At 64.9% G+C, this 16,233-nt stretch carries 13 protein-coding genes and 1 pseudogene; 10 read left to right on the top strand and 4 right to left on the bottom strand.

What is annotated here, in order from left to right:
- The first annotated feature begins 87 nt into the window (after positions 1-87).
- Positions 88-1,284: an MFS transporter gene (locus J8G26_RS01665; RefSeq protein WP_087742939.1), complete on the top strand. Its 1,197-nt coding sequence runs from the start codon at positions 88-90 to the stop codon at positions 1,282-1,284.
- Between the two features lie 3 nt (positions 1,285-1,287).
- Positions 1,288-2,004: an SDR family oxidoreductase gene (locus J8G26_RS01670; protein WP_087742940.1), complete on the top strand. Its 717-nt coding sequence runs from the start codon at positions 1,288-1,290 to the stop codon at positions 2,002-2,004.
- A gap of 70 nt (positions 2,005-2,074) precedes the next feature.
- Here J8G26_RS01670 and J8G26_RS01675 read toward each other — a convergent pair whose 3' ends face one another.
- Positions 2,075-2,923: an AraC family transcriptional regulator gene (locus J8G26_RS01675; protein ID WP_087742941.1), complete on the bottom strand. Its 849-nt coding sequence runs from the start codon at positions 2,921-2,923 to the stop codon at positions 2,075-2,077.
- Positions 2,924-3,148: 225 nt separating this feature from the next.
- Here J8G26_RS01675 and J8G26_RS01680 point away from each other — a divergent pair, with 225 nt between their 5' ends.
- The 3 genes and pseudogenes from J8G26_RS01680 to J8G26_RS01690 all read left to right on the top strand — a co-directional run bounded on the left by J8G26_RS01680 (position 3,149) and on the right by J8G26_RS01690 (position 6,209).
- Positions 3,149-4,018, top strand: coding sequence for a fumarylacetoacetate hydrolase family protein (locus tag J8G26_RS01680; RefSeq protein WP_087742942.1), 870 nt, complete (start codon positions 3,149-3,151; stop codon positions 4,016-4,018).
- 10 nt (positions 4,019-4,028) lie between these two features.
- Positions 4,029-4,811: pseudogene (locus tag J8G26_RS01685) on the top strand (alpha/beta fold hydrolase).
- A gap of 54 nt (positions 4,812-4,865) precedes the next feature.
- Entirely contained in the window at positions 4,866-6,209 is a 1,344-nt protein-coding gene (locus J8G26_RS01690; protein ID WP_087742944.1) for an amidohydrolase family protein, read from the top strand.
- Positions 6,210-6,278: 69 nt separating this feature from the next.
- On the opposite strand, the gene recQ is transcribed toward J8G26_RS01690, so the two are convergent.
- Entirely contained in the window at positions 6,279-8,171 is a 1,893-nt protein-coding gene (recQ, locus tag J8G26_RS01695; protein ID WP_246881186.1) for a DNA helicase RecQ, read from the bottom strand.
- A 160-nt stretch (positions 8,172-8,331) separates the two neighbouring features.
- On the opposite strand from recQ, the gene J8G26_RS01700 reads away from it, so the two are divergent.
- The 4 genes from J8G26_RS01700 (at position 8,332) to J8G26_RS01715 (ending at position 13,165) form a co-directional block, all read left to right on the top strand.
- Entirely contained in the window at positions 8,332-9,396 is a 1,065-nt protein-coding gene (locus tag J8G26_RS01700) for a homocysteine S-methyltransferase family protein (protein ID WP_210567693.1), read from the top strand.
- Between the two features lie 178 nt (positions 9,397-9,574).
- Positions 9,575-10,531: a tRNA 2-thiocytidine(32) synthetase TtcA gene (gene ttcA, locus J8G26_RS01705; protein ID WP_210567694.1), complete on the top strand. Its 957-nt coding sequence runs from the start codon at positions 9,575-9,577 to the stop codon at positions 10,529-10,531.
- 35 nt (positions 10,532-10,566) lie between these two features.
- Complete coding sequence (gene yegQ, locus J8G26_RS01710; RefSeq protein WP_210567695.1) at positions 10,567-12,006, top strand: tRNA 5-hydroxyuridine modification protein YegQ; 1,440 nt, start codon at positions 10,567-10,569, stop codon at positions 12,004-12,006.
- Between the two features lie 40 nt (positions 12,007-12,046).
- On the top strand, positions 12,047-13,165 hold the full coding sequence (locus J8G26_RS01715; protein ID WP_210567696.1) for a hypothetical protein: 1,119 nt from the start codon (positions 12,047-12,049) through the stop codon (positions 13,163-13,165).
- A gap of 137 nt (positions 13,166-13,302) precedes the next feature.
- Here J8G26_RS01715 and J8G26_RS01720 read toward each other — a convergent pair whose 3' ends face one another.
- Positions 13,303-14,613 (bottom strand): CaiB/BaiF CoA-transferase family protein, encoded by a 1,311-nt coding sequence (locus tag J8G26_RS01720; RefSeq protein ID WP_210567697.1) that lies wholly within the window; start codon positions 14,611-14,613, stop codon positions 13,303-13,305.
- 162 nt (positions 14,614-14,775) lie between these two features.
- Between J8G26_RS01720 and J8G26_RS01725 the strand changes: the two genes are divergently transcribed.
- Positions 14,776-15,690 (top strand): LysR family transcriptional regulator, encoded by a 915-nt coding sequence (locus tag J8G26_RS01725; protein WP_087742951.1) that lies wholly within the window; start codon positions 14,776-14,778, stop codon positions 15,688-15,690.
- A gap of 65 nt (positions 15,691-15,755) precedes the next feature.
- On the opposite strand, the gene J8G26_RS01730 is transcribed toward J8G26_RS01725, so the two are convergent.
- Entirely contained in the window at positions 15,756-16,139 is a 384-nt protein-coding gene (locus J8G26_RS01730; protein WP_232476619.1) for a PaaI family thioesterase, read from the bottom strand.
- Positions 16,140-16,233 lie beyond the last annotated feature (94 nt).

The raw sequence follows: 16,233 nt of genomic DNA on the forward strand, positions 1-16,233 counted from the left end.
AAACTGCAATAGTGTTTGATTGAATTCGTGGATTATCAATGCCATGGCTGACAAATACCATGCAGGCTCGCATTCAGAAAGAGCCTCATGTCCCCTGCATTACTCGCACTCAGTGCGTGCACCTTCGCCTTGGGTTTTGCCGAATTCGTTGCCGTCAGCCTCGTGCCATCCATCACGGCCAGCACGGGTATCTCTGTCGGATCGGTCGGCATGATGATCGGTATCTACGCCATCGGTGTGAGCATCGGCGCACCCACGTTGAGCGCTCTCTTGGCCCGTGCACCGCGTCCCAGGGTGCTGGCCATCAGCATGCTGCTATTTGCTGCAGGCAACGCAACCACAGCGCTCACGTCGTCATTGCCGCTGCTGTGGGGCAGCCGGTTTTTGGCGGGTCTGATGCATGGTGTTGTGATTGCGCTGGCTGCATCCACCGCGGCTGTCACCGCAGGGCCCGAGCGCAGTGGCAACGCCATTGCGATGGTGTTTGGCGGCCTTACCCTGGCGCTGATATTGGGCGTTCCCTTGGGCACGCTAGCAGGCGGCTACTTCCGTTGGCAAGACGTGTTCATCGGCATCGCCGTGATCGGTGCATTGAGCGCAGCGGCATTGTTGCGGTTCACGCCGGTCGTCCAATCGGGGCACGATCCTGCGTCTACGACCGCCTCGGTAGGGGCCACGCTGGGAGATCGCGGCACTTTGCATCCCGTCTCTCTGACTGCCCTGGTCTACTGTGGCTCCTTTACGGGATTCACCTACATCTCCGTCCTGCTGGAAAAGGCGACAGGACTTGGTTCCGGCGGGGTGACTGGCATGTTTTTCCTGTATGGCGTCAGTGCTGCCGCGGGCAATGCGTTCGGGGGGCGATTCGTGGACCGGGTGGGCAGCCGGGCTGCGTCCTTGAGTGTGGTCATCGGCATATTCGTCGCACTGGCTGGCGCCTATGCTGGCGCGACCTCGGCCGCGGCCATGGCTGTGGTGATGGTCATCTGGGGCCTCGCGTCTTTCGGAGCTGTTCCAGTACTGCAAAAGACCGTGCTGGTGGCCGCCCAACACAACCCGCGGGGGAGCCCCGAATTGGCTTCGGGCATGAACATCGCCGCCTTCAACCTGGGTATCGCGGGCGGTTCACTCCTGGGCGGCTGGGCCAGCCATCATGGTGCGCTGATGCCTATGGCCGTTGGCTTCGCACCCCTTATTTTCGCTGCCGTTCTGGCATTCCGGCTCGGCGTCAAACCCGCGTCACTGAATGCAGCCCAGCCCGTTTTTAGCAAACCAGGAGTATGAAAAATGAACATCCAAGATAAACACATTGTTATCGCTGGCGGCAGTTCCGGCATTGGCTTTGCGATTGCCCACCTCGCGTTGGCGCGGGGCGCCCGGGTCACCGTGCTGGGCCGGTCGCAAGAAAAGCTCGCGAAGGCCGGCAAGCGCCTCGCCGGTCAGGTGAATTTCGTCCAGATGGACATGGGCGATGCCGCTTCCGCCGAAGCGGGTTTCAAGCAAGTGGGCCTTTACGACTACTTTGTCTCCACCGCTGCCGACCTGACCTATGGCCCCCTGGCCACCATGCCGCGCGATGCCATCGACCGCATGCTGTCTGGCAAGTTCTGGGGGCCGATCCACTTGGTGCAGTTCGGCTTGTCGAACCTGCAGCCAGGCGGCTCGATCCTGCTGTTTTCTGGCCTGGCGGCGGATCGACCTGGGGCTGGCACCGCCATGGTGTCCGCACTGAATGCCGGCGTCGAAGGCCTGGTTCGCGCGCTTGCTGTCGAACTTGCGCCGGTGCGCGTCAATGGCATATCGCCGGGCGTGGTGGAAACCGAAGGGTGGGCCTTCATGGATGAAGCCAGCCGCAAGGCGTTCTTCGCCGATTTGGCGACCAAGCTGCCGGCAGGTCGGGTCGGGGCGCCGGATGATATAGCGGATGCGGCGTTGTTCGCGTTGACCAACCCTTACCTCACAGGGGAAGTGCTGCACGTGAATGGCGGCGGCAGTTTGGTATGAGAAGGAGTGAACGCGAGAAGATCAAAGCACTTTGAAGTCTCCAGCGCGCCTCCGCGCGGACGATGCGGACTCAACGCCGCACGCCCGTCACCGTGGTCGGTAGCGGCTCGCGCGCAGCCCGCCGGAAGACGGAGGGAGAAACGCCGGTATGTTCCTTGAAAAATCTCGAAAAATTACCTGGCGCTGAAAACCCCAGGTCCAGGGCAACTTCGGTCAACGCGCGTCCCTCGGCGACCTGTCGCATGGCTTCTTCAACCCTGACTGCGCTCCAGAACACTTGCGGGGTAGTGTTCAGCTGATCGCGAAACAGGGTGAAAAAATGGGCGCGCGACAAGCCGACCTTGGCCGCGATGTCGTCCACCGCGATTTTTTCGGCGACATGAGCACGCATGTACGCGATCGCGTTGCGCACGCGATGGTCCAGCGACAGGCCCACACTGGCCCGTGCGTTGGTGGATTGCCCGCTGGACGCATCAATGGCGGCCTCCAGCAGCCGCTCAACTTCGTCATCAATGGCCGTCTGCGCTTCGTGTGCTGACAGGATGAGATCGAGGATGCGCCAGCACGACTGGCGCAGCGCCGCATCGATGGGGATGCGGGGCGAAGGAAACCGCAAGGTCCGACCTCGGGCTTGTTCACGGTCCTCCAGCCATTGCCTCGAGAGCATGAAGGCCAGGAAAAGGCACGAGCCGCTGTCGTCCAGCACCGTCATGTCGTGCGATTCAAACGTGTTCACCCCCAGCGCCACGTTCTCGCTGTATTCCACCACTTGCGCTCCCACGCGGGCGTTGGCGCGCGCACCACCCAGCCAGAACGCCATCTGCGTTTCAGAGTGTGCATGCGCGACCAGATTGGCGCGCACTTCCAGAACGATGGCGGTACCGAAGGCGCCTTCATGCAGTGCGTAGGCCTCTGCCATGTTGTGAACTCCTGACTGTCGAACGAGGGCAATTGTTGCTGTCGTCAGGGCTTGGAAATACCTCGGTCCGGGAAAGTCCCTAGTTCATCGCCAGACTGTTTGATACGCCGCCCGATGAACCGATAAGCGCTAGCGGGGCAGCGTGCATACAGTCAATTCCACTGCGCAGCGCGACGCTTTTGCACCGCGAGACAAGAGCAGATTGCAACTTACCGGAGCCCCTTCATGCGAATCGCAACATATCTCCACGCTGGCCAGCGCCAGGTGGGCCTCGTGTCCGCCGACGGCTTGCACGTCACCCGACTCGATCTGACAGCAGATCAGAGCGAAAAAGGTGCCCTGAGCATCATTGAGACGCTGGCCCAAGGCGGCAAGATGCCAGCTTCACTGGGCGAGCCAGTCAAACTTGCCGACGTCGAACTGGAAGCGCCGCTGCCCAAGCCTCGGCGCAACATCTGGTGTGTCGGTCGCAACTACCACGCCCACGCCAAGGAGCTGTCGGCATCGGTTTTCAAGGACAACAACGCAAAAACTGACGAATGGCCCATCGTTTTTACAAAGGTGCCCGAGTGCGTGGTTGGCCCGCACGACGACGTGTCGGTGCCGAGCGAGATTTCCACGCAGATTGACTACGAGGCCGAGCTGGCCGTGGTCATCAGCAAGGGCGGCAAGAACATCACGCGCGCAGCTGCGCTTGACCATGTATTTGGCTACACGGTCATCAACGATGTGACGGCGCGCGACGTGCAGATGCGCCACGGGCAATGGGACATGGGAAAGTCCTTCGACACCTTCTGCCCGATGGGGCCGTGGATCGTGACTGCCGACGAGTTTGACGGCACGAAGACGACCGTGCGCTGCTGGGTCAATGGCGAGTTGCGCCAGGACGGCCCGACGGACAACATGATTTTCGACATCCCGACGCTGATCGAAACCATCTCGCGGGGCATCACGCTGTATCCGGGCGACGTTATTGCCACGGGCACGCCCGCCGGCGTGGGCATGGGCATGAAGCCGCCCCGCTATCTGGCGGCCGGCGACGTGGTGCGCATCGAGATCGATGGCCTCGGCGCGATTGAAAACCGTTTCGTCTGAGGGTTTGAAAATGACGACCCAACTACTGAACGGCCTGGCGGTCGAGATCGAAGGCGAGGGCGAAGCCCTGCTGTGCATTCACGGCCTGGGCGGCTCGTCGAACACCTGGACGCCGCTGCTGCCCGCACTCACCGGCTTCAAGGTGATTCGGCCTGACTTGCCGGGCAGCGCCCGTTCCAGCCTGCCATCGCAGCCGCTTTCCATCGAGCGGTATGTAGATTCGCTCGAAGCCTTGCTGGCCAGCCTGGGCGTTTAGTCGGTGCATGTCGTGGCCCATTCCATGGGAACTATCGTGGCGCAGCACCTGGCGGTGCGCAATCCCGGCAAGGTCAGGTCGCTGGCACTGTTCGGTCCTCTGGTCGCGCCGCCCGAGGCCGGCCGTCCCGGCGTCCTTGCCCGTGCAGAACTGGCGCGGGGTGGTGTGGCCAGCCTGCAGGAGATCGCCGACGCCATCGTCAAGGGTGCGACGAGCCGGGAAACCAAGGAGTTGCAACCGGCCGTGTTGGCGCTGGTGCGCGAAAGCGTGATGCGCCAGTCACCGGAAGGTTATGCGCAAAGCTGCGAAGCGCTCGCGGGTGCCCAGGCGGCCGAGATTGAGCGCATTGCTGTCCCTGTGTTGCTTTTGACAGGCGACCAAGACGGCGTGGCCCTGCCGGCGACCGTGGCGGCCATGGCCGCACGCATCGCGGGCTGTCGCCAGGTTGTTTTGGAAGGCTGCGGCCACTGGGCCACCTACGAGCAGCCGCAACGCTGCGTGCAGGAACTCGAACAGTTCTACGCATCGATCCGCTGAGTTTCACCCTTCATCAACCCATTACCGGCCACCACAGGACCGGAGGAGACAAACATGAACCGCACAGCATTCACCAACGTCACTATCTTCGACGGCACCGGGGCTGCCACCTTCACGGGCGAAGTCTTGGTGGAGGGCCAGCGCATTATCGAGGTGGCCCGCTCGCCAGAACGCGTCAATACCGAAGGCGCCCGCGTGATCGACGGCAAGGGGCGCTTTCTGATGCCTGGCATGACCGAGGCGCACACGCATTTCTCCTGGAACGATCAGCCATCGCTGGCCGCCATCCAGTTCATGCCCCCCGAGGAGCACATGCTGTGGTGCATCCGCGTGGCCAGGCGCTACCTCGACATGGGCTGGACCTCGGCGATTGGCGCGGCGGCCGCCAAGCCGCGCCTAGATGTGGTGCTGCGCAATGCCATTAATGCGGGCGAGTTCCCCGGCCCGCGCTATCTGGCGGGCAGCCAGGAAATCACCACCATCGGCGCGCTGGGAGACAACACCTTGCCGCACATGCCCTTTGAGGAGCTCAGCTTCGGAAGCGTTTGCAGCGGTCCGGAGGAAATCCGGCGCTCGGCCCGAACCTTCATCAAATACGGCGTCGATCACCTCAAGATCAACCTGTCGGGCGAGTACATCGCCGGACTGCCCGCCGAGATGTCGCCGTTTGCCGAGGAAGAGGTGGCTATGCTGGCGCAGGAGGCCAAGCGCTACGGCAAGCGCATTGCCGCGCATGCCCGCTCCAGCGAATCGGTCAAGCAATGCGTGCGCCACGGCATCGAGATGATCTACCACGCCAGCTTTGCCGACGAGGAGGCACTCGACATGCTCGAAGCCGCCAAAGACAGGCATTTTGTGGCGCCCGGCATCGGCTGGCTGATTCGCACCAACTACAACGCCGCCGAGTACGGCATCACCGAGTCGGTGGCTGAGACGATGGGCTACAAGCGAGAGCTGGAGGTCGCGGCCGAGTCGCTGCGCAAGATGCACAAGCGCGGCATCCGCATACTGCCGGGCGGCGACTATGGCTTTGCGTGGATGCCGCACGGCACTAACGCCAACGACCTTCAGTATTTTGTGGACTACATCGGCATGACGCCGACCGAGGCGCTGCGCGCCGCGACCAGCCTGGGCGGGCAGATCATGCAAAAGCCCGATGAACTTGGGCAGCTCAAGGCGGGCTTCCTGGCCGACATCGTCTTAGTGGACGGTGACCCCCTAAAGAACCTGGCGCTTCTGCTCGACCCGGCCAAAATTAACCTGGTGATGAAGGACGGCGTCATCCACAAGGATTGCGCCACCCCGGTTCCGGCCCAGGCTGCCTTGCACCTGCCTGGCGCTGACTTCCCGCTGCGCGAGGAGGGGATCAAAGAGGCCATCGCTGCGGAAGCGTATTGACGTTTGCCTGAAAACGGCGGCACAGGGCGCTGAGTGCACATCGCGGATCGTGACGCGCACTCCGTGCCTTCACTGTCTGCACACCCGCAGCACCTCGGCCCCGTACGCCTCCAGCTTCTTCGTCCCCATCCCGCTGATGCCCTGCAGGTCTTCCAGCGTGCTCGGGTTGCGCTCCGCAATCGCTGCCAGCGTGGCGTCGTGAAAGATCACATAGGCCGGCAGGTTGTGCTCGCGCGCCACCTCGGCGCGCCAGGCCTTGAGGTTGATGAAGCGCACCTGCGCATCCGGCCCCAGGTTGGCGGCGGCGGCTGGCGGGGCGCTGCCGGTGTCCTTGCGGGTGCGCGTGCGTTTGGCTGGGGCGGACGACACCGATTCGCGCAGCTGCACCGGCACCTCGCCACGCAGCACCGCGCGCGAGCCCTCGGTGAGGCACAGGGTGTCAAAGCTGTGGCCGCTGTCCAGCAGCACCTTTTGCAGGCCCACGGCACCGGTGGCGATCAGCTGGCGCAGCACGCCGCGCAGCTGGGGCTCGGTCAGGTCCGCGCCAATGCCGAAGGTCGATATTTTTTCGTGCCCGAACTGCGCGACCTTCTCGGTCTTCTTGCCGCGCAGCACATCCATGATGTGCCCGGTGCCAAAGTTGATGCCGCTGGCCTGCTGCACGCGGTAGATGGTGGACAGCAGCTTGCGCGCCGCGTCGGTGGCATCCCACACAGCAGGCGGGTTCAGGCAGTTATCGCAATTGCCACAGGGCGTGGATTGCTCCCCAAAATAGGCCAGCAGCCGCACGCGGCGGCAGTCGGTGGCTTCGGCCAGGGCCAGCAGCGCATCGAGCTTGCCGCGCAGCGCCTGCTTGAACTCTTCGCCTGCGGGGCTTTCGTCGATCATGCGGCGCTGGTTGACCACATCCTGCAGGCCATAGGCCATCCAGGCGTCGGCGTTCAGGCCGTCGCGGCCCGCGCGGCCGGTCTCCTGGTAGTAGCCCTCGATGTTCTTGGGCATGTCCACATGGGCCACAAAGCGCACATCGGGTTTGTCGATGCCCATGCCGAACGCGATGGTCGCCACCATCACGATGCCCTCTTCGCGCAGGAAGCGGTCCTGGTTCTTCTGGCGCACCTTGGTATCGAGGCCCGCGTGGTAAGGCAGGGCGCTGATGCCGGCATCGCTCAGCGTAGCGGCCAGTTCTTCCACACGCTTGCGCGACTGGCAATACACCACGCCCGCCTCGCCCGCATGTTCGCGCTCGATGAAGCGCAGCAGCTGGGTGGTGACGTCTTTCTTCTCCTCGATGCGGTAGCGGATGTTGGGCCGGTCGAAGCTGCTGATGAACAGCCGCGCGTCTTCGAGCTGCAGCCGCTCGATGATGTCGGCGCGCGTGAGGTCGTCGGCCGTGGCGGTGAGCGCAATGCGCGGCACACCCGCATAACGCTCGTGCAGCACCGTGAGCGCGCGGTATTCGGGGCGGAAGTCGTGGCCCCACTGGCTCACGCAGTGCGCTTCGTCGATGGCGAAGAGGCTCAGGTGTCCGCCCTGATACAGGCTGTCGAGCAGACCCAAAAAGCGCGGCGTGTTCAGCCGCTCCGGCGCGGCATACAGCAGCGTGATGTCGCCCGTCTGCAGGCGCAGTTCCACATCCTGCGCCTCGTCATAGCTCAGCGTGGAGTTCAAAAAGGCGGCATCCACCCCCGCCTCGTGCAGCGCGCCCACCTGGTCGTGCATCAGCGCGATGAGCGGCGAGATCACGATGGTCACACCTCGCCCCTGCTGCTGGCGCACGATGGCCGGCACCTGGTAGCAGAGGCTCTTGCCGCCGCCCGTGGGCATGAGCACCAGCGCATCGCTGCCGGCGATCACATGCTCGACGATGTCCTGCTGGGGGCCGCGAAACTGCTCGTAGCCAAAAACGTCCTGCAAAACAGAATGGGCAGGGGATAGCGCGGAAGACAGGCGAGAGGACAAGCGGATACTCTGAAATTGATAGCTGCCAGCGCATGCAAATCAAGCGCTTGGTGCCGATAAGACCGGTATTTTTTGGTGCGCCAGGGCTTGGCCCCGCGCGCGGCAGGCGCATATTGTGCGCTGCAAGAGGGCGAGGGGCTGGCTTTCTACAATAGAGCCCATGCAAGCCCTCCACTACACCCGCGCCGCGCAACTGCCCGCCATCCTCGCCCAACGCATCGTCATCCTCGACGGCGCCATGGGCACCATGATCCAGCGCTTCAAGCTGGGCGAGGCCCAGTACCGGGGCGAGGGCTACACCGGGCCAGACGGCGCGGGCGACCGCTTCAAGGACTTTCCGCGCGACGTGAAGGGCAACAACGAGTTGCTCAGCATCACGCGGCCCGACGTGATCCGCGACATCCATGAGCGCTATCTGGCTGCGGGCGCTGACCTGATCGAGACCAACACCTTCGGCGCCACCACCGTCGCGCAGGAGGACTACAAGATGGCCCACCTGGCGCGCGAGATGAACCTCAAATCGGCCCAGCTGGCGCGTGCCGCCTGCGACAAATACAGCACGCCCGACAAGCCGCGCTTTGTGGCCGGCGCCCTGGGCCCCACGCCCAAGACGGCCAGCATCAGCCCCGACGTGAACGATCCCGGAGCGCGCAATGTCGACTTCGAGCAGCTGCGTGCGGCCTATTACGAGCAGGTCGAGGCGCTGGTCGAGGGTGGCGCCGATGTGTTGCTGGTCGAGACGATCTTCGACACGCTCAACGCCAAGGCCGCGCTGTTCGCCATCGACGAGTTCTTTGAAAAGAGCGGCGAGCGTCTGCCGCTCATCATCAGCGGCACCGTCACCGACGCCTCGGGCCGCATCCTGTCGGGCCAGACCGTCACCGCCTTCTGGCACAGCGTGCGCCATGCGCGTCCCTTGGCTATTGGCCTGAACTGCGCGCTGGGCGCCACGCTGATGCGCCCCTACATCCAGGAGCTGAACCGGGTGGCCGAAGACACCTTCATCAGCTGCTACCCCAACGCCGGCCTGCCCAACCCCATGAGCGACACCGGTTTTGACGAAACGCCCGAAATCACCAGCCGCCTGGTGCACGAGTTCGCCGCCGAGGGGCTGGTGAACATTCTGGGCGGCTGCTGCGGCACCACGCCGGACCATATTGGGGCGATTGCGAAGGCGGTAGAGAACGTGCCCACGCGCAAGATGTTCTACCCCGCCGAAGCCTGAAATTTGAGTCAAATGAGCCGCCGGTGCTTATCCAATAAGCGCCAGTACCTATAAAAAACGTAGTGAATGCCGTGCCGGCGCAGTGCGGCAGCCCATTGCGGGGCAGCGCCTGGTGCGGCAACCTTGCAATCCCCGATCATCGCGCCCTCCCGTTTCCGCCCCCTGGTCCGCTCACCCCATGCTTGATACCGCCACCCCGCCCGCTCAATCCTCCGTTGAAGGCGGCGAAGCCGTCACAGTGGCCGCCAAGGCGGCCGCCCACGCCGCGCTCAAGCTCGAAAAGCGCCTGGTGCGCCAGGTGGCCCAGGCCATTGGCGACTTCGGCCTCATCGAAGACGGCGACAAGGTGATGGTGTGCGTGTCGGGCGGCAAGGACAGCTACGCCATGCTCGACGTGCTGCGCATGCTGCAGCAGCGCAACGGCAACCGTTTTGAGCTGATCGCCGTCAACCTCGACCAGAAGCAGCCCGGCTTTCCGGCCCATGTGCTGCCCGAATATCTGACGAAGGTGGGCGTGCCCTTTCACATCGAAACGCAGGACACCTACAGCGTCGTCAAAGAGCACATCCCCGAGGGCAAAACCATGTGCAGCCTGTGCAGCCGCCTGCGCCGGGGCATCCTCTACCGCGTGGCCGACGAACTGGGCTGCACAAAAATAGCGCTCGGCCACCACCGCGACGACATGCTGCAAACCTTCTTTCTGAACATGTTCTTTGGCGGCAAGCTCAAGGGCATGCCGCCCAAGGTGCAAAGCGACCGGGGCGACCACCTCATCATCCGCCCCCTGGCCTATGTGGCCGAAGACGACCTGACCCGCTGGGCCGAGCACCGCAACTTCCCCATCATCCCCTGCACGCTGTGCGGCAGCCAGGAGAACCTGCAGCGCAAGCAGATCGGCCAGATGCTGCGCAACTGGCAGCAACTCTACCCCGGCCGCATCGAGAACATGGCCGTGGCGCTGCGCAACCTGGTGCCCTCGCACTTCATGGACCCGCGCCAGTTCGACTTCAAGGGCCTGGTGCCCAACGGCGTGCAGGACGCCGATGGCGACAAGGCGTTTGACGCCGAAGAGTTCCCTGCGCAGGCCGTGGGCATGCTGGCGGGCTTGCCGCTGATGCCCGCCATGCCCCGTTGAACCTGACCCCGACGATTTTTAGATTGGGCCACCCCATGACCACGCTCAAAGCCCCCGAACTCCTCCTGCCCGCTGGCTCGCTCGACAAGATGCGCGCCGCCTACGACTTTGGCGCCGACGCGGTGTACGCAGGCCAGCCGCGCTATTCCTTGCGCGCGCGCAACAACGAGTTCCGCTTGGAGCAGATCAAGCAAGGCATTGACGAGGCCCACGCGCGCGGCAAGAAGTTCTTTGTCACCAGCAACCTGATCGCGCACAACGACAAGATCCGCACCTACCTGCGCGACATCGAGCCCGTGATCGACTGCCAACCCGACGCCCTCATCATGGCCGACGCGGGCCTGATCATGATGGTCAAGGAAAAGTGGCCCGAGCAGGTGGTGCACCTCTCGGTGCAGGCCAACACCACCAACTGGGCGGCCGTGAAGTTCTGGCAAAAGATGGGCGTGGAGCGCGTCATCCTCTCGCGCGAACTCAGCCTGGACGAGATCGAGAAAATCCGCCAGGAATGCCCCGACATGGAGCTGGAAGTGTTCGTGCACGGCGCGCTGTGCATCGCGTACTCGGGCCGCTGCCTGCTCAGCGGCTACTTCAACCACCGCGACCCCAACCAGGGCACCTGCACCAACGCCTGCCGCTGGAACTACGCCACGCACGACGCCGACATCGACCCCACCACGGGCGAAGCCATTGCGCAAAAGATGGAAGGCGACTTCAACTTCGAGGCCGCGCAGCAAAAGGCTGAACAAGCCTTTGCATCGACCACCGGCAGCGGCGAGCGCCACCCCAAGGCCGACAAGGTCTACCTGATCGAAGAAGCGGGCCGCCCTGGGCAGATGATGCCCATCATGGAAGACGAGCACGGCACGTACATCATGAACAGCAAGGACCTGCGTGCGGTGGAGCATGTGGCGCGCCTGGCTCAGATCGGCGTCGATTCGCTCAAGATCGAAGGCCGCACCAAGAGCCTGTACTACGTTGCCCGCACCGCGCAGGTGTACCGCCGCGCCATCGACGACGCCGTGGCCGGGCGCCCCTTCAACCCCGAGCTGCTGATTGAGCTGGAGGGCCTCTCTAACCGCGGCTATACCGGCGGCCTGCTCGAGCGCCGCCCCAGCAACGATTACCAGAACTACATCAACGGCCACTCGGCCACGCAGCGCAGCCAGTATGTGGGCGAGGTGCTGGGCGCCGAAGGCCAGGCCGAAGTGGGTTTGCAGGGCGACTGGGTGCAGGTGGAGACGAAAAACCACTTTGCCGTGGGCGACCTGATTGAGGTGGTGCACCCGAGTGGGAATGTCACTGTGCGGCTGCAGGAGATGCGCAACGTGGAAGGCCAGAGCGTGGCCGTGGCGCAGGGCAGCCCGGTGCGCGTGTGGATACCGCTGGCTGGGCGGTATAGCGGGGCGTTGTTGGCGAAGGTGATGGAGTCGCAGCCTGTTGTGGGGAATACTGAGCCTGCGATGTTGGCCTGAACGGTCTGTTCACTGCGGTTGATTCGCTTCAGAATCCCGCATGGCCCTCCCCATCGACCCCTCTCGCTCCGCCTTGCCTCCCGTGGCCCAGTTCCTCGCCGAGGCGGCGTCGCAGCGGCAGACGGCGTTACTCGGGCTCGACAAGCAAAAGCCCGTCGCTGCACCCCCACCGCTGCCAGGGGCCGACCCCAGCGCGCCGCCGCCCTCGGTTTCATCACCCAGTCCACCCTCCGGGCCGCTGCCTGCACCGGCCGACAAGGCCAGCATCTCGCCCCAGGCGCGTGAGCAACTGGCGGCGGGGTTTGAACCGCGGGGTGGTTCGGCGAATGGCAGCTTGCAGGGCACGCGGAGTGATGGTGCGTTGCCCGCTGCGCCAACGGCGCTGCCCAGTGGTGCCCCGGCGGCTCCTGGCAGCGCGACAGCATCAGCGGCTTCTTCTGGCGTGGGCGGCACGGCCTGGCCCGCGTCAGGGCTGGGCGCACAGCTGTTACGCCTGGTCAGCGCGCTGGTGGCGCAGGTGACGGCGCAAGCAGGCGTTCCGCAGCGCGTCGTAGCCGCGCAACCGTGGCCCATCGGCATGGCCCAGGCTTTGGAGAGTGGCGCGCTGGATTCCGACCAGCCGCCGTTGCAGACCTGGCTGGTGCGCCAGGGCGTGGTGCTGACGCCCGAGGGGCCGCGCGGCTTGGCGATGACCTTGCGCGCGCCGGCGCCGTGGCTGGCCGCCCAGGCGCCGCCAGCAGCTGGCGCGGTGGTGGTGCAGTCCAGTGCAGCGGGCGCATTGCAGGTGCCTTTCGCCGGGGGCGGGCAGGCGCTGCAGTCGGGCGTGGTGGCTTTGGTGCTGCAGGGCATGGATGCCGCCGCGCCGCGCACCAGCGCGCTGCTGGTGTTGGACCTGCAGCCGCAACTGGCCGCCACCGTGTACGGCCGCGACATGCTGCAGCAGGCCACGGGGCGCCTGGACCCATGGACCCAAATGGCCGTGCTGCAAGCCAGCGGCCAGGTGCCGCGTGAGGACGAGCGTGCGCGCAATGGCGCATCGGGCCTGTGCGAAACCGTGGGCTGCCCGTATGCCGCGCGGGCTGCGTGCGTGCAGCCGTTTTGCATGGCCCAGCGCGGCGTGCTGCCGCCCGAGCCCGTGGGGCCGGTGCCGCCGGCCTAACCAATACAAGCGCTGGCAGCTATGGATTTGGAAGCTTATTGGTGGGCCGAAACGGCCAGCGCCCATCTGGCCAGCGGTCGTGCTGTGCATTCCGCGCTGGCGCCCTGTGGGCTGAGGCATCCCAGAACCCTACACAACTACACCACGCCCTTGGCGCGCAGGGCGGCCAGGCGCTGTGCGTCCACGCCCAGGTGTTCGCGCAGCACTTGCTCGGTATGTTGGCCCAGGGCCGGCGGTGCATGGCGCAGCGTGGGCGGTGTGTCCGACAGGCGCATCGGGTTGGCGGTGGTCACCACGCGGTTGATGTGTTCGCCCGCTGGCGGCTGCTCGCCCGGGTAACGGTCTTGCTCCACGCGCAGGCCCCGGTGCTGCACCTGGGGGTCGTCGAAGGCCTGGCCGATATGGTTGATGGGGCCGCAGGGCACGGCCTTGTCTTCCAGCAGGCCGATCCATTCGGCCGTGGGCCGTGTGCGCGTGAGTGCGGCCATCATGGGTATGAGGGTGGTGCGGTGCGTGACGCGACCGGCATTGGTGGCAAAGCGCGCATCGTGGGCCCAGTCCACGCCAGCGGCTTCGCAAAAGCGTGCGAACTGCCCGTCGTTGCCGATGGCCAGCAGCATGTTGCCGTCGGCCGTGGGGAAGTCCTGGTAGGGCACCACGCTGGGGTGCGTGTTGCCCTGGCGCTGGGGCACGTTGCCGGTGTTGAGGTAACCCGCGCCCTGGTTGGCCAGGATGGCCATGGCCACGTCCAGCAGTGCCATGTCGATGTGCTGGCCGCGGCCCGTGTGGTGCCGCGCTTCCACGGCGCTGAGAATGGCGCTGGTGGCGTACATGCCGGTGAACAGGTCGATGACTGCCACGCCCACGCGCAAAGGGCCGCCGCCGGGCTCGGAGTCGGCGTGGCCGGTGATGCTCATGAGTCCGCTCATGGCCTGCACGAGCAGGTCGTAGCCGGCGCGCGGCGCGTACGGCCCGGTCTGGCCAAAGCCCGTGACCGAGCAGTAGATCAGGCGCGGGTTGAGACGGCTCAGGCTCGCGTAATCCAGGCCGTAGCGCGCCAGTCCCCCGGTCTTGAAGTTTTCCACCAGCACATCGCTTTGGCAGGCCAGTTCGCGGATGAGTTCCTGGCCCTCGGGCGTGGCCATGTCCACCGTGACGGAGCGCTTGTTGCGGTTGCAGGCGGCAAAGTAGCAGGCGTTGTCCGTGGGCGTGCCGGCTGCATCGGCAAAAAAGGGCGGGCCCCAGTGGCGCGTGTCATCGCCCTCGCCGGGTTTTTCGATCTTGATCACGTCGGCGCCCATGTCGGCCAGGTTCTGGGTGCACCAGGGACCTGCGAGCACGCGCGAGAGGTCGAGTACGCGCAGGTGGCTCAGGGCGCCGGGGCATTGCGGGGCCGCACCGTGCGGGGCGGGGGAGGCAGGGGCGGTGACGTGGTCGCTGGCGGTCATGGCGTCTTTCAGTGGTGCCTATCGATGGGCCTGCACCTGGCAGGCAAGGTCGCCATCCTATGGCGGCTGCGCCTGGGGCGGCTTTGCTATTTTTGAAGACGGCGTTTGTGCGTGCCATGGCTGGGGCGACGTGGAGGGGGCGGGCTTTCCTACAATGCGTGCATGGCCATGCATTTCGATCTTGTGGATCTGCGTTTGATGGTGCGCATTGCTGAAGCAAACAGCATGACGCGCGGAGCGGAGTTGTCTTTTATTTCCTTGCCTGCCGCGAGCACGCGCATCAAAAACCTGGAGGAGAGCATTGGCACCAAGCTGCTGTACCGCACCAGCCAGGGCGTGACGCTGACGCCCCCGGGCCAGGCCTTTGTGACCCATGCGCGCATGGTGCTGGGCCAGATCGAACACTTGCGCGGCGACATGCAGGAGTACGTGCGTGGCATCAAGGGCCATGTGCGCGTGTTTGGCAACACCACCTCGCTGGGCGAGTTCCTGCCGCCGGTGCTGCGCCTTTACCTGCGTCGCAATCCGGATGTGAACATCGACCTGCGCGAGCGGCTTTCGCACGACATCGTGCGCGCCGTGACCGAGGGGCAGACGGACATCGGCATCGTCGCCGGCCTGGTACGCACAGAAAACCTGGAAACCCTTCCTTACCACCGTGACCGCCTGGTGCTGGTTGTGCCGCGCGGCCACGCGCTCGACGGCCAGATGCAGATCGACTTTGCCGACACGCTGGAGCTCGACTATGTCGGCCTGCACGAGTCCAGCGCCATCCATGCCTTTTTGCGCCAGGCCAGCGACCAGCTGCACCGCCCGATCAAGCTGCGCATCCAGGTCGGCAACTTCGAGACCGCCTGCCGCATGATCGAGTCTGGCGTGGGCGTTGGGGTGCTGCCCGAGTCCGCCGCCAGCCGCCACGCGCAGGCCATGGACATCGCCATCGTCCCGCTGTCGGATGCCTGGTCGGTGCGCGAGATGCAGATCTGCGTGCGCAGCCTGGAGGCCCTGCCCAGCTTTGCGCAGGAGCTGGTGGAGCTGCTGGTGGCCGATGCCCAAGGGCAATTGCAGTTGAAGTGATGCTTCTTAATTGATAGCTTGTGGCGCTTGCTTTACAAGGGCTAGAGCCACTTTTTGCTATATTTTTACTCCAATGACTTCCAGGTTGTCGGCGCCAGCCAGTACTTGAAAGTGCCACTGGCCGTGGCCACCACCTGGCCCTGCTCGTCGATCAGCTGGCCCGCACAGCTGCACAGGCTGCGCGTGGCATGCACCACCCAGCCCTCAGCCAGCAGCGCGCCGCGTGCCGGGCGATGAAAGCGGCTGGACATCTCCACCGTCACAGCGGTTTGCGAGGGCGCATCCGGCAGCTGGCCGGCAGCGCGCGACATCACCGAATCCAGCAGCGTCATGATCACGCCGCCGTGCGCGGCCGGCAGCTGGTTGAGCAGCTCTTCGCGCAGGTGCGGCAGGCGCACATGCACCTTGCCCGGCGGCGCAGGCACCTGGGCGGCACCGATCAGGCGCATGAATGCGCTGCGGTCGGGCGGCGCCGCACCGTTGTGCCATGCACCGCCGTGCGGCTCGTCGCGCGCCAGGTCTTGCACCGCGCCTGGCGCTGCG

The sequence above is a fragment of the Acidovorax sp. JG5 genome (genome assembly GCF_017939685.1).
Classification (GTDB): domain Bacteria; phylum Pseudomonadota; class Gammaproteobacteria; order Burkholderiales; family Burkholderiaceae_C; genus Acidovorax.

What these genes read in the sequence shown, in the direction of transcription:
- J8G26_RS01670 (WP_087742940.1), top strand. Translation starts at nt 1,288, where the DNA reads ATGAACATCCAAGATAAACACATTGTTATCGCTGGCGGCAGTTCCGGC.
- J8G26_RS01675 (WP_087742941.1), bottom strand. Translation starts at nt 2,923, where the DNA reads ATGGCAGAGGCCTACGCACTGCATGAAGGCGCCTTCGGTACCGCCATC.
- J8G26_RS01720 (WP_210567697.1), bottom strand. Translation starts at nt 14,613, where the DNA reads ATGACCGCCAGCGACCACGTCACCGCCCCTGCCTCCCCCGCCCCGCAC.
- ttcA (WP_210567694.1), top strand. Translation starts at nt 9,575, where the DNA reads ATGCTTGATACCGCCACCCCGCCCGCTCAATCCTCCGTTGAAGGCGGC.
- yegQ (WP_210567695.1), top strand. Translation starts at nt 10,567, where the DNA reads ATGACCACGCTCAAAGCCCCCGAACTCCTCCTGCCCGCTGGCTCGCTC.
- J8G26_RS01700 (WP_210567693.1), top strand. Translation starts at nt 8,332, where the DNA reads ATGCAAGCCCTCCACTACACCCGCGCCGCGCAACTGCCCGCCATCCTC.
- J8G26_RS01680 (WP_087742942.1), top strand. Translation starts at nt 3,149, where the DNA reads ATGCGAATCGCAACATATCTCCACGCTGGCCAGCGCCAGGTGGGCCTC.
- J8G26_RS01665 (WP_087742939.1), top strand. Translation starts at nt 88, where the DNA reads ATGTCCCCTGCATTACTCGCACTCAGTGCGTGCACCTTCGCCTTGGGT.
- J8G26_RS01690 (WP_087742944.1), top strand. Translation starts at nt 4,866, where the DNA reads ATGAACCGCACAGCATTCACCAACGTCACTATCTTCGACGGCACCGGG.
- J8G26_RS01730 (WP_232476619.1), bottom strand. Translation starts at nt 16,139, where the DNA reads ATGCGCCTGATCGGTGCCGCCCAGGTGCCTGCGCCGCCGGGCAAGGTG.
- J8G26_RS01715 (WP_210567696.1), top strand. Translation starts at nt 12,047, where the DNA reads ATGGCCCTCCCCATCGACCCCTCTCGCTCCGCCTTGCCTCCCGTGGCC.
- J8G26_RS01725 (WP_087742951.1), top strand. Translation starts at nt 14,776, where the DNA reads ATGGCCATGCATTTCGATCTTGTGGATCTGCGTTTGATGGTGCGCATT.